The sequence below is a fragment of the Cobetia sp. PDI-12MA genome (assembly GCF_059507695.1).
Map to the genome: position 1 here is coordinate 2,173,837 of NZ_CM183351.1, position 13,008 is coordinate 2,186,844.

General features: G+C 62.9%; 10 protein-coding genes. 9 read left to right on the forward strand and 1 reads right to left on the reverse strand.

Annotated elements, in window-relative coordinates; translation table 11 throughout:
- Nucleotides 1-43: 43 nt before the first annotated feature.
- On the reverse strand, nucleotides 44-934 hold the full coding sequence (locus AC5WNI_RS09325; protein WP_131432162.1) for an MBL fold metallo-hydrolase: 891 nt from the start codon (nucleotides 932-934) through the stop codon (nucleotides 44-46).
- Nucleotides 935-1,259: 325 nt separating this feature from the next.
- On the opposite strand from AC5WNI_RS09325, the gene AC5WNI_RS09330 reads away from it, so the two are divergent.
- The 9 genes from AC5WNI_RS09330 to AC5WNI_RS09370 all read left to right on the forward strand — a co-directional run bounded on the left by AC5WNI_RS09330 (nucleotide 1,260) and on the right by AC5WNI_RS09370 (nucleotide 12,915).
- Complete coding sequence (locus AC5WNI_RS09330) at nucleotides 1,260-2,651, forward strand: sugar porter family MFS transporter (protein WP_131432163.1); 1,392 nt, start codon at nucleotides 1,260-1,262, stop codon at nucleotides 2,649-2,651.
- Nucleotides 2,652-3,063: 412 nt separating this feature from the next.
- Nucleotides 3,064-4,065, forward strand: a complete 1,002-nt coding sequence (locus AC5WNI_RS09335; RefSeq protein WP_175090126.1) for a substrate-binding domain-containing protein — start codon at nucleotides 3,064-3,066, stop codon at nucleotides 4,063-4,065.
- Between the two features lie 85 nt (nucleotides 4,066-4,150).
- A complete protein-coding gene (locus AC5WNI_RS09340) occupies nucleotides 4,151-5,419 on the forward strand; it encodes an ABC transporter substrate-binding protein (RefSeq protein WP_131432165.1) in 1,269 nt (422 codons plus the stop codon).
- Nucleotides 5,420-5,624: 205 nt separating this feature from the next.
- Complete coding sequence (locus tag AC5WNI_RS09345; RefSeq protein WP_043334942.1) at nucleotides 5,625-6,473, forward strand: carbohydrate ABC transporter permease; 849 nt, start codon at nucleotides 5,625-5,627, stop codon at nucleotides 6,471-6,473.
- Nucleotides 6,473-7,390, forward strand: coding sequence for a carbohydrate ABC transporter permease (locus AC5WNI_RS09350; RefSeq protein ID WP_205741727.1), 918 nt, complete (start codon nucleotides 6,473-6,475; stop codon nucleotides 7,388-7,390). The genes AC5WNI_RS09345 and AC5WNI_RS09350 overlap by 1 nt, the downstream gene beginning before the upstream one ends.
- Nucleotides 7,391-7,491: 101 nt before the next feature.
- Entirely contained in the window at nucleotides 7,492-8,526 is a 1,035-nt protein-coding gene (locus tag AC5WNI_RS09355) for an ABC transporter ATP-binding protein (protein WP_175090125.1), read from the forward strand.
- A 205-nt stretch (nucleotides 8,527-8,731) separates the two neighbouring features.
- A complete protein-coding gene (locus tag AC5WNI_RS09360; RefSeq protein WP_175090124.1) occupies nucleotides 8,732-10,075 on the forward strand; it encodes an MGH1-like glycoside hydrolase domain-containing protein in 1,344 nt (447 codons plus the stop codon).
- The gene (locus AC5WNI_RS09365) at nucleotides 10,075-11,349 is read left to right on the forward strand and encodes an AGE family epimerase/isomerase (RefSeq protein ID WP_348686676.1); all 1,275 of its coding nucleotides are present in this window, start codon (nucleotides 10,075-10,077) and stop codon (nucleotides 11,347-11,349) included. The genes AC5WNI_RS09360 and AC5WNI_RS09365 overlap by 1 nt, the downstream gene beginning before the upstream one ends.
- A gap of 270 nt (nucleotides 11,350-11,619) precedes the next feature.
- Nucleotides 11,620-12,915 carry a DUF3100 domain-containing protein gene (locus AC5WNI_RS09370; protein ID WP_175090123.1) on the forward strand — a complete coding sequence of 432 codons (1,296 nt, stop codon included), beginning with the start codon at nucleotides 11,620-11,622 and terminating at the stop codon, nucleotides 12,913-12,915.
- Nucleotides 12,916-13,008 lie beyond the last annotated feature (93 nt).

Below are 13,008 nucleotides of genomic sequence, written 5' to 3' on the forward strand. Positions count from 1 at the left end.
TAGGCAAAGCGCTTGGACATGCTCCCTGCCGGCATGGCAGCCATCACAGCTGATCAAACGGCAGGTTGAGCGGAATCTTGAGATAGGCGCGACCGTTGTCTTCCGCCGGCGGCATCTGGCCAGCACGCATGTTCACCTGCACCGCCGGCAGCATCAGACGCGGCATGCCAAGCCCGGCATCACGCTTGGTACGCATGTCGACGAAGGCCTGCTCATCGATGCCGTCATGCACATGGATATTGTGCTCACGCTGCTCACCCACCGACGTCTGGCAGCAGAAGCCTTCACGCCCTTCGGCCGAATAATCATGGCACAGGAAGATGCGCGTGCTGTCCGCTAGCGAGAGCACCTTGTGAATCGAGCGATACAGCGTACGCGCATCGCCGCCGGGGAAATCGCAGCGCGCGGTGCCGTAATCGGGCATGAACAGAGTATCGCCGACGAAGACGGCGTCGCCGATCACGTAGCTGACGCAGGCCGGCGTATGGCCCGGCGTATGCAGCACGCGGCATTCAAGCCCCCCGATCGCCAGGCTGTCGCCCTCTTCCAGCAGGCGATCGAACTGGCGGCCATCACGCGCGAAGCCCGCCTCGGCGGCGAAGATATCGGCAAAGATGTCCTGCACTTCGCGTATGCGCGCCCCGATCGCCAGCTGGCAATCCAGCTTGCCTTTCAGATAGGCGGCCGCTGACAGATGGTCGGCGTGAACGTGGGTCTCGAGAATCCACGCCACCTCGAGGGACTCCGCTTCGATATGCGCAAGCAAGGCATCCGCTGAGCGGGTGCTGGTGTGGCCTGCGGGATAATCGAAGTCGAGCACGGGATCGATGATCGCGCACTGGCGGGACTGCGGGTCGCGCACCAGGTACGTGAAGGTGTTGCTGTCTTCGTCGAAGAAGCTCTCGACCTGGGGGCGCTGTGTTGAGGTTGCCATCTTTCGACCTCCTGCTTTGCTCAAGAATTGATGTCTCAAGCCTACGCCTGAAGCGGCAACAACGCAAAAAAGAATAACGTTAAAACCATAAAGAATAACAATAAGGCGTTTTCAATAACCTATTGTTCTAGCTATTAAATTTCCGAATAGGCAATGAGCGACATCTCTCAACGAAATGCCTTTCACCATAAGGTATAGCTGATAGGAAGAATCGCACACGCTATGCTGACATTGCGCGGTGACACGATTCATCCATACAATCTTGTACGATTAAGTTTCACAAGTTGCTGTCACTTACCCTAGCCCTCATTGGACGAGCTACACCATGTCACGAATACTTCAATGGTCGATCACGGTTGCCCTCGCCGGCTTCCTGTTCGGTTTCGATACCGCCGTCATCTCGGGGGCGGATACCTCACTGCAGAGCCAGTGGGGTCTCAGCGATCTCAACCACGGCCTCATCATCATGTCGATGGCCCTGTGGGGCACGGTGATCGGCGCCATCTTCGGCAACTGGCCGACCGATCACTTCGGACGCCGCGCCACGCTGATCGGCATCGGTATCCTCTATCTGGTCTCGGCGCTGGGGTCGGCGCTGGCCACTGACCCTTATGTGTTCTCGTTCTTCCGTCTGCTGGGCGGGCTGGGCGTGGGGGCCTCATCCGTCGCGGCGCCTATCTACATCTCGGAAATCGCACCGCGCAAGCGGCGTGGTGCGCTGGTCGGGCTCTATCAGTTCAATATCGTCTTCGGGATTCTGATCGCCTTCGTCTCCAACTACTTCATCGGCTTCATCGACGGTGAGAACTGGCGCTGGATGCTGGGCGTGGAAGCCGTACCGGCCGCGCTCTATCTGTTGATGATCTGCAAGGTGCCGCGCAGCCCGCGCTGGTTGATCCTCAAGCGCAACGATGAGGCGGCCGCCGCCGAGATCATCGCGCTGATCAACCCCAAGGCCGACATCGCCGAGGAAATCGCCATCATCCGCGGCACCGAGAGCGAGGAGAGTGCCAAGCAGCACACCCGTCTGTTCGCCTGGCGCTATCGTCTGCCGGTGCTGTTCGCCTTCCTGATCGCGGCCTTCAATCAACTCTCCGGCATCAACTTCATCATCTATTACGCGCCGCGCATTCTGGCCGAGGCGCAGCTGGAAGCGAGTGCTGCCCTGCTCTCGACGGCGGGCATCGGGGTAATCAACCTCGTCTTCACCCTGCTGGGCATGGCGCTGATCGACAAACTGGGGCGCCGCACCCTGATCAAGATCGGCTCTGCCGGCTATCTGGTGTCGCTGTGCCTGATCGCCTGGGCCTTCCATCTCGAGGACTTCTCCGCCATGGGCGGCTATGGTGTGCCGGTGCTGCTGGGCGTGTTCATCGCGGCGCATGCCATGAGCCAGGGCACGGTGATCTGGGTGTTCATCTCCGAGATCTTCCCCAACAAGGTACGCGCCATGGGCCAGTCCTTCGGCAGCTCCGTGCACTGGATCTTCGCGGCGCTGATCGCGCTGCTGATGCCGACCATCCTCAGCCACTTCAGCGGCGGGCCGGTGTTTGCCTTCTTCGCCGTCATGATGCTGCTGCAACTGATATTCGTGCTGTTCTTCATGCCCGAGACCAAGGGTGTCTCGCTTGAGGACCTGCAGGGCCGTCTGATCCGCCCTTCGCGCAAGGAGAAGGAGCAGGAACAGGCCGCGGCACTCGCGCCACAGGGCAACTGAGGTTCTTGACGATTGGGCTTTGAAGCCTGACTCGAATAACGCTCTCCAGACGCCGACACCCCGCCCTGTGCGGGGTGTCGGCGTTTGTGGCTCTGGCAGCCATGCCTGTCAGGAGCCCCAGCCGAGCGTCGCCTCACGACATGAAAGCGGCTCCGCTACCAGCCTGTCCGCATGGCTTTCTCCCTCCTCCTGCGCTGACGCGCGCCAGATCGCTACGTGCAAATAGCGTGGTATCGTCGCCGGCTCAATCGCCAGCCAGAGCGGCGATTTTCAGCGCCAGATGTCGGGATTATTACGGATATATTCTTTGGTCTCGTCATTCTTGCCAAGCTAATCAAAACAGTGAAAAGATCGCTTCCGAAACGTTTCGGGTAACGGTTTCCACTCACAGTTACCGCAAAGGAAAAGTGCCATGCCGCCGAACATCACACTCAAGCACCTCGCCAGCCAGCTGGGCCTGTCGGTCACGACGGTCTCGCGGGCACTGGGCGGATTCGAGGATGTCAGCGCCACGACCCGTGAGCGGGTACAGGCCTACGCCAGTGAAGTGGGCTACAAGCCCAATCAGAGTGCACGCCGCCTCAAGACAGGCCGCACCTCCTCGGTGGGCTACATCATGAACGGCGCCCAGGGCGACTTTCGTGATCAGTTCAACACCCGCCTGCTGGTCGCGCTGGGCCAGGCGCTGCACGACGCCGCACCGGAACATGACCTCATCGTCACCACGGTGCCCGAGGACCGCGACGAGCTGGACACCTACAAGCGCTTCATCGACGGCGGCAAGGTCGATTCCTTCGTGGTGGCCCGTACCCGCATTCAGGACCCGCGCGTCGACTTCCTGCTCGACAGCGGCATCCCCTTCGTCACTCACGGTCGTACCGGCCGCGCCAGCGAGCACGACTGGGTCGACATCAATGCCGCCGACGGCTTCATGCGCGCCACCCGTCATCTGATTGGCCTGGGCCATCGCAACATCCTGTTCCTCAACTTCTTCAGCGACCTCTACACCGCCGTCGAACGTGAGACCGGCTATCTGCAGGCGATGCACGACGCCGGCCTCGCGCCCAGCTCGCGCCATTGCCCGCACGGCTATGCCAGCGCCTATCAGGTCGCCCATGAAGCGCTGTCCGGGGCCAACGCCCCCACCGCCTTCGTGTGTGCCAGCGACATCTTCGCCTACGGCGTGATGGAAGCGGTCAGCGCCTGCGGCCATACACCCGGCGAGGACATCGCCATCATCGGCGCCGATAACCTGCCGCCGCAGATGTACCGCCAGCCCAGCCTCAGCACCCTGGACGTCTCGTTCGAGACCGTCAGTCAGGCGATGATCGAACTGGTGCTGGCACCGCAGGAAGGCGCGCCACGCCATCGCTGCTTCGATTACGACCTGCTGCTGCGCGATACCACTGCCTGAGCACACATGCCTGATCTGAAAATGCCATCGCCAGAACGTGGTCAGCGTGACGCCAGAAAAACAACACCCGACCGGGGAGACCTCCATGCGCAAGATGCCAACCGCCCTCGCTTTGCTGGCGCTGCTGGGCAGTACGTCCGCCTTCGCTGACATCACCTTCTTCAGCACCCAGGCCAGACCGCTGGAAGAGGCCCAGCAGATGCGCGAGATCGCGCTGGCACCCTACGCCGAGGCCATCAATTACATGCCGCAGGAGACGGGCACCTTCCTGTCGCGTCTCGAGGCGGAGAAGTCCAGCCCCGACGGCGCGCTGGATCTGCTCGGCGGGCTGCACGGCGAACTGGGGTCGCTGACGCCCAGCATTCTGGCGCCGCTGGATGACCTGCAAGGCTCACTTGCGGACACGGGCATCAGCCAGCAGTACATGACGCTGGGCAAGCTGGGCGGTGCCCAGCAGCGCTACATTCCGTGGATGCAGGCGACCTACATCATGGCCGCCAACCGCAAGGCGCTGCCCTACCTGCCCGAAGGCGCTGACCTGAACGCGCTGAGCTATGACGAGCTGCTGGCCTGGGGCCGCAACATGCAGGAGGCCACCGGCAGCCCCAAGCTGGGCTTCCCGGCCGGTCGCAAGGGGCTGATCCACCGCTTCCTGGAAGGCTATCTCTACCCGTCCTTCACCCACTCGGTGGTACGTGAGTTCCGCAGCGATGACGCCGTGGCCATGTGGCAGAAGTTTCGCGAGATCTGGGCGGTGACCAATCCGCGCTCCACCGCCTACGGCTTCATGCAGGAACCGCTGCTCAATGGCGAGGTGTGGGTCGCCTTCGACCACACCGCGCGCTTGAAGGACGCCTTCAACAAGCAGCCGGATCAGTACGTGGCCTTCCCGGCCCCTGCCGGCCCCAGCGGACGCGGCTACATGCCGGTGGTCGCCGGTCTGGCAGTCCCCGCCAATGCCACGAATCCCGATGCCTCGCGCAAGCTGATCCGCTATCTGATGACGCCGGAAGCCCAGATTCGCACCCTGCGGGCCACCAACTTCTTCCCGGTGGTAGAGGCTGAACTGCCCGATGACCTGCCCGCCAGCATTCGCATGTCCGGCAAGGCGGTCGCGGCCCAGTCCTCCGCCGATGACGCCGTGCTCTCGCTGCTGCCCAGCGGCCTGGGCCAGCAGTCGGGCCTGTTCAACAAGATCTACCGCGATGCCTTCGTGCAGATCGTACTGCGCGACGCCGACATCGAGGAGACGCTGGACATCCTCGCCCTGCGCCTGCAGACGCTGATCAACACATCAGGCGCAGGCTGCTGGCTCCCGGATACGCCCAGCGACGGCCCCTGCCCGGTCAAGTAAGCCGGTGGCGCCAGAACGCAGCACTCAAGAACGCAACACTCGCCACACACGCATCACTCGCAACACTCGCAACACACGCAATACAGCAGCAGCAACGGCACCCCCCGACGGGTCGCTATGACGGTACGCCAACCCCTGTCATGCCGACCCGGTGCCACCAAACCATTCCGACAAGCCATCACAACAACGCCAAAGGTGAGCAAAGATGAAGCACGATCGCTGGCTACCTTATTACCTGATCGCCCCCAGCCTGCTGTTCATGGGTGCCTTCTTTCTCTATCCGTTCATCCAGATCTTCGCCGAAGCCTTCACCAGCAGTGACGGCAACGTGGGCCTGGCCAACTTCACGCGCATCTATCAAGACTTCAACTTCTGGCCGTCACTCAAGAACACCCTGCTGCTGACCGGGGTCGTGGTGCCGCTGCAGCTGGTGCTGGCCATCGGCATGGCGCTGATGGTCACCAAGATGAACAAGGGGCGCGACAGCATCCTCTACATCTGGACCATCCCGCTGGGCATCTCCGATCTGGCCGCCGGCATCATCTGGCTGGCGATCCTCGAGCAGTTCGGCTTCCTCAATAGCTTCCTGAGCGCGGTCAGCGTGATCGATGCGCCGGCGTCCTGGCTCAACTATCAGAATGCCTTCGCGCTGTTCCTGGCCGTGGTGGTCGCCGAGATCTGGCGCGGTACCGCCATCGTGCTGGTGATCCTGGTATCGGGCATGGGGCTGATCCCCAAGGAATATGACGAGGCCGGTCAGGTGTTCGGCGCCAGCTACTGGCAGCGCCTGTGGAAGATCACCCTGCCGATGCTGCGTCCCAGCATCCAGTCGGCGCTGATTCTGCGCACCCTGCTGGCACTCGAGGTCTTCGCGGTAGTGATGATGCTGGGCGGCAGTGACATGCCGGTACTGATGAGCGAGACCTTCGACTGGCAGTTCCTCTACCAGCAGACGGGTGCCGCTGCGGCCTATGCGGTGTTGATCATGCTGATCTCGGTGGTCATCACCGGCTTCTACATCAAGTTCCTCAATGTGCCGAAGGAGGCCCGCTGATGAAATCCTCTTCTTCCGAGGCCGTCATGCCGTCATCGCTTTCATCACGCGCAAGCGCCTCCTCAGTCGACTCCTCACGCCAGGTGGCGCAGACCGCCCACAAGCCACGGCGCAATGACATGGCCTGGAAATGGCTGTTCCGGGCTGGCGTCTCGATCCTGGTGCTGTGGGTGCTGGTGCCCATCGCCCTGCTGATGCTCAACAGCGTCAGCACGCCGGAGCAGATCACCGGCTGGCCCAAGACCCTGACCCCGGCGCTGAGCTTCGAGACCCTCGACTTCTTCTGGCACTACCAGGGCGTGATCAGCGCACTGGGCAACTCGCTGCTGGCCGCCGTCTTCACCATGGTGATCGCCATCGTGCTCGGCGCACCGGCAGGCTATGCACTGGCCCGCTTCGTGTTCCCGGGCATGAATGCCTACCGCATGATCATCATCCTGTCGCGGGCCTTCCCGATGCCGCTGCTGGCGCTGCCGCTGGCCGTCATCTTCATCCAGGTCGGCATCGATGACTCCATCCTGGGTCTGGCGATGGTGCACGCCACCCTGGCACTGCCGTTTGCGGTGCTGATCACCTCCAGCCTGTTCATGGGCATTCCGGTGGAACTCGAGGAAGCCGCCTGGCTGATGGGCTGCAACCGCTGGCAGGCCTTCCGCCGCGTGGTGCTGCCGCTGGCCGCCCCGGGCATCACCGCCTCGGCCGTGTTCGCCTTCGTGATCTCGTGGAACGAGGTGTTCGCCTCGGCAATCCTCACCGTCGAGAACCGCACCCTGACCGCCTTCCTGGTGCAGAGCCTTTCCGAGTCACCTGCCGAGATCAAGTATGCCGGTGGTCTGATTCTGGTCGTCCCGGCGCTGCTGTTCCTGTTCGCGATCAGGAAGTACCTGTTCAGCATGTGGGGCATTTCCAACCGCTAACGTACGCCCGCTCATCAGGCCAATGACCGGCGGCGATCTTCATCGTCTCTCGCAAGCGAGTTCACTTCCTCGCCGCCGCTCTCGATCAAAGGAGTCAGACCATGTCAGCCATCCAAATCAGCGCCGTACGCAAGCAGTTCGGCAAACAGGAAATCCTCAAGTCCATCGATCTCGAGATCCGCGACAAGGAATTCACCGTGCTGCTCGGCCCGTCCGGCTGCGGCAAGTCGACTCTGCTGCGCATCATCGCGGGGCTGGAATACGAGAGCAGCGGCTCGATCCGCATCGGCGAGCGTGAGATCACCTCGCTGGCACCACGCGATCGCCGCATCGCGATGGTGTTCCAGAACTACGCTGTCTTCCCGCACATGACCGTGGCGGAGAACATCGCCTTCGGCCTGCGCGTGCGCAAGGACAGCGAGGCGCATATCCAGCGCAAGGTGAAGGAAACCGCTGAACTGATGCATATCGAGGACCGCCTCGATCACTACTCCGGTCAGCTTTCCGGCGGCCAGCGTCAGCGGGTTGCGGTCGCGCGTGCCCTGGCGATGGAGCCGGAAGTGCTGCTGATGGATGAGCCGCTCTCGAACCTGGATGCCCTGCTACGCCTGGAAATGCGCGCCGAGCTCAAGACCATCCTCGCCGCCTCCGACACCACTACCATCTACGTGACCCACGACCAGGTCGAGGCCATGAGCCTGGCGGACCGCATCGCGGTGATGAAGGGTGGCCAGATCGAGCAGTACGCACCGCCCTCCGAGATCTACCACTACCCGGCGACCGAATTCGTCGGCAGCTTCATCGGCAACCCGCCGATGAACTTCATCCCGCCGGATGCACGCTGGAATCACCCGACCCGCTCCGAGCAATCGAGCCAGCAGGTGCACAAGTGCGGTATCCGCCCCGAGGACTTCGAGGTGCGCTTCGAGCCCACCGAGAACTTCGCCCCGGTGCGCGTACTGGTCTCGGAATTGCTGGGATCGCACAAGCAGCTGACCGCGCGTTTCGGTGACGAGATGATTCGCGTCAACGTGCCGAGCGATCTCGAAGTCGGCAATGGCAGCGATATCCACATCCGCCCGCTGGCCGAGAAGGTGCGCTTCTACGACCACAGCGGCCACCTGATGTCGGCGTAAGAGCGCCGCGCACCTGACAGACAGTTGCCGGGCAATCTGCAACACCCGGCAAGCCGCCCGTGCTGCTTGCCGGACACGACACTGATTGACGACTGCTCACTTGCGATCAGTCGCTGACAGCCAGTCACTGATGACCATTCTCTCACAGCCCTTTTGTGACAGTCCTTTTGTAACTACACCGCGACCCACGACGGAGCCGACTCACATGAATGCCAAGCTCGACGCGCTCAGCGCTCACGACGTTCTCAAGCTCAACGACCTGGGCGGCTACACCGTGCCCACGCGTGGCCTCTACCCCTTCCAGTGGAACTGGGACGCCGCCATCACCGCGCTGGGATGGCTGGCCGCCGGTGACGAAGCGCGTGCCTGGCGTGAGGTTGAGCGCCTGCTGGAAGGTCAGTGGGACAACGGCATGGTGCCGCACATCGTCTTCCACGGTGACGCGGAAACCTACTTCCCGGGGCCGGAAGTCTGGGGCGTCAAGCATAGCCCGGCGACCAGCGCCATCTCCCAGCCGCCGGTGCTGGCCAGCGTCATGAAGCTGCTGTTCGAGGAAGGCCGTGATCGCCGGCTTGCCGAGGAAAAACTGGCCGCCACCCTGCCCGGCGTCATCCGCTACCACCTGTGGTTCTACCGCGATCGTGATCCGGAACACACCGGCCGCGTGTGCAGTTATCACCCGTGGGAATCGGGCATGGACAACAGCCCCCAGTGGGACGGCCCGCTGGCTGGCGTGCCGCCGGTCGATGCCGAATACGTGCGTCGCGATACCGGGCTGGTCGATCCGTCCGAGCGCCCGCACAAGTACGAATATGATCGCTACATCTATCTGGTGAAGTTCTTCCAGCAGAACGAGCACGACGCCGAGGTGCTGTATCGCGACTGCCCGTACCGCGTCGAGGACATCAGCCTGATCTCCATCCTGCACCGTGGCACGCGCGACCTGATCGCGCTGTGCGAAGAGGATGCCGCCGGTATGGGTCTGGCCAACACCCACGGCGAGGCGCTCTTCAGCCTCAAGCAGTCGCTGGCGCGCACCGAGGAAGGCGTGCAGGCGCTGTGGAGCGATGAGCTGGGCTGCTTCCTGAGCCGTGATGCGCGTGCCAACGTGCTGCTGGAGCACATCACCACCGCCGGTATCCTGCCGCTGTTCGCCGGGGTCGCCAGCGGCGCCCAGGCACAGCGCATGGGCGGTCTGCTCGAGGAATGGCTGGAACAGGCGCCCTTCGGTGTCGCCTCTACCCATCCGGCCAGCACCCGCTTCGAGCCCAAGCGTTACTGGCGCGGACCGAGCTGGTTGCACATCAACTGGATGCTGGCCACCGGCTGCGAGGAATATGGCATGTCCCGCGAGGCCGACCAGATCAAGCAAGCAAGCCAGAAGTGCATCGAGGCCGCCGGCTACTACGAATACTTCAACTCGGTGACCGGCGAAGGCTGTGGCGGCCGCGACTTCTCCTGGACCGCGGCGATGGACCTCTACTGGCTCAACCCGCTGGAAAGCTTCACCGCCAGCAAGGCCGCAGCCGGCGTCGTGGAGGCTTCCTGATGACTCAGCACGCCTCTCAGCAAGCCTCACCACTGGCGCAGGCACCGCAAAAGGCACCGCTGTCATGCCAGGCGGTACCGCCCATGCCGGCAACGTTCGCCAGCCGCGACTTTCTGGGTGAGCATATCCGCTCGATCATGGACTTCTATCTGCCCAAGGCGATAGACCATGAGCGCGGTGGCTACTTCCAGGCCTGGCGCGACGACGGTACGGTGTATGCGCCCACGGCGCGTCATCTGGTCAGCAGCACGCGGATGGTCTTCAACTTCGCGATGGAATATCTGCGCAACGGTGATGAGCAGTGTCTGGCCGCGACCCGTCACGGCATCGATTACCTGCGCGATGTCCATCTCGATCCGCAGACCGGCGGCTATCTGTGGTCGCTGAGCGAACAAGGCGAGGCAGACCACACCAACCAGTGCTACGGCCTGGCGTTCGTGATGCTGGCCTATGCGACGGCCTGGCGCGCCGGCATCGAGGAGGCTCGCGGCTGGCTCGAGGAGACCCGCGCGCTGATGGAAGACAGGTTCTGGTCGCCGGAGGCAGGACTCTATGCCGACGAGTCCAGCGCCGATTGGCAGACGCTGTCCGACTATCGTGGCCAGAACGCCAACATGCATGCCTGTGAAGCTATGCTGGCCGCCTTCGAGGCCACCGACGAGGCGCACTATCTGGAACGGGCCATGACCCTGGCCAGCAACATCTGCCAGCGTCAGGCCGACAAGGCCGATGGCCTGATCTGGGAGCATTACGATCGCGACTGGAACGTCGACTGGGACTACAACCGCGACGACCCCAAGAACCTCTATCGCCCGTGGGGCTTCCAGCCGGGTCACCTGACGGAATGGGCCAAGCTGCTGCTGATGCTCAAGCGTCATCGCGATGACGACTGGCTGCTGCCAACCGCGCAGCGTCTGTTCGATACCGCCTTGGATCTGGCCTGGGACAGCGAACGCGGCGGCATCTACTACGGCTTCGCGCCGGACGGCACCATCTGCGATGACGACAAGTACTTCTGGGTGCAGGCCGAGAGCCTGGTGGCCGCGGCGCTGCTGCACGAGGCCACCGGTGATTCACACTACGCCGAGTGGTACGAGCGCCTGTGGGGCTACGCCTGGCAGCACTTCATCGACCACCAGTACGGTGCCTGGTATCGCCTGCTGAATGCCGACAACCAGCGCTTCGATGACCTGAAGAGCTCGCCCGGGGCCAAGTGTGACTATCACAGCCTGGGCGCCTGCCATGAGCTGTTGCGCGTGATCACCGGCGACTGAGCCCTGTCGCACTGCCGACCGCACCACCCGACACCCCGCCTTGTGCGGGGTGTCGGCGTCTGGAGACCTTCACTGCCTGTCACCACCCGCCAGCCCGCTCTATTTATTCGTACACCCATCATGTTTCTTTAGAGCACCGCTCCTGACAATACTGGATTGCGCTGACCGCCCCGGCAGAGGGTGGCAGCCGACAGCCGCGGGCATGCCCCGAGGCGCTGCATCCAGCCGTTTCAATAGCTTCAGAAACTACAATAACAAGCGGAGTCCCACATGCCCCTTTCTCAACTCCTGGACTGGCGATTGCACCTGCTGGTCGTGGTGCTGTCTCTCGGCGCCGAACTGATCGGTATTCTCAAGTTCCCGCTCGGCCCCGGCACCTTGCTGCTGTTGCCGCTGTTCTATGCCTTTATTGCCGCCGTACTGTGCAATCCGCACCTGTTCAGTGGTACCAGGCGCTTCATCCCGCCGGTGGTAAGCGCGGCGGCAGGGCCGGTCATCCTGCTGTCGATCATGCCGTTCATCGCCCGCTTCGGTTCCACCATCGGCCCGGCCATCGAGCAGCTGATCTCGGCGGGTCCGGCGCTGATCCTGCAGGAACTGGGCAACCTGGGCACCATGCTGATCGCGATGCCGATCGCGGTGGTGGTACTCAAGATGGGCCGCGAGGCGATCGGTGCGACCTACTCCATCGCGCGTGAACCCAACATCGCGATCATCTCCGACAAATATGGCCTCAAGGGCCCGGAAGGTGTCGGCGTGATGGGCGTCTATGTCGTGGGCACCATGTTCGGCACCCTGTGGTTCGCGCTGATGGCGGGCTACCTGACCTCACTGGATATCTTCGACCCGCGTGCACTGGCCATGGCCTGCGGTGTCGGCAGCGGCAGCATGGTGGCGGCGTGTTCCGGCGCCATCGCCGGTGCCCTGCCGGAGATGGGCGAAGAACTGCTGGCCTTCGCCGGCGCCAGCAACCTGCTGACCTATGCCACCGGCCTCTACGTCTCGCTGTTCATCGCCCTGCCGGTCGCGGAGCGCCTGTTCCGCTTCTTCAGCCGCAAGCGATCCCGCAGCGAAGACGTCATGAATGACGAGGAAGCCAAGCTCGCCTCCGAGGCACTGGCTGAAGACCGCCCCGAAAACCAGCTGGGCAAGACGGCCATGGTCGTCGCGGCTGTCTGCGTGGTCGGCTGGGTGGTCAACACCATCAATGGTGCCAGCCTGATCGACGCCGCCCCCGGCATGCTGATCCTGTACGTGATGACCATGCTCGGCCTGCTGGTCGCCCGCGTCATGCCCTTCTATCTGCCGGCCATCGCCTGGGTGTCGCTGGTCAGCATCCTGATGACGCTGCCGTGGTTCCCGGGCAGCGGCTGGATCACCGAGCAGCTGGGCTTCGTCAACTTCCTCGCCATCGTCACGCCGGTACTCGGCTATGCGGGTCTGGCGCTGAGCAAGCGCGAGTTCAGCATGTTCCGCCAGGCGGGCTGGAAACTGGTGATTATCTCGCTGCTGGTCTTCACTGGCACCTATATCGGCTCGGCTGTCGTGGCACAGGCACTGCTCTGATCACGCTAGCTTCGCCCTTTGCATCTCACCTTGCTTTCCCCTTCTCATCACTTTCACGCCGGCACTCCAGGGTGCCGGTTTCCACAGGAATTC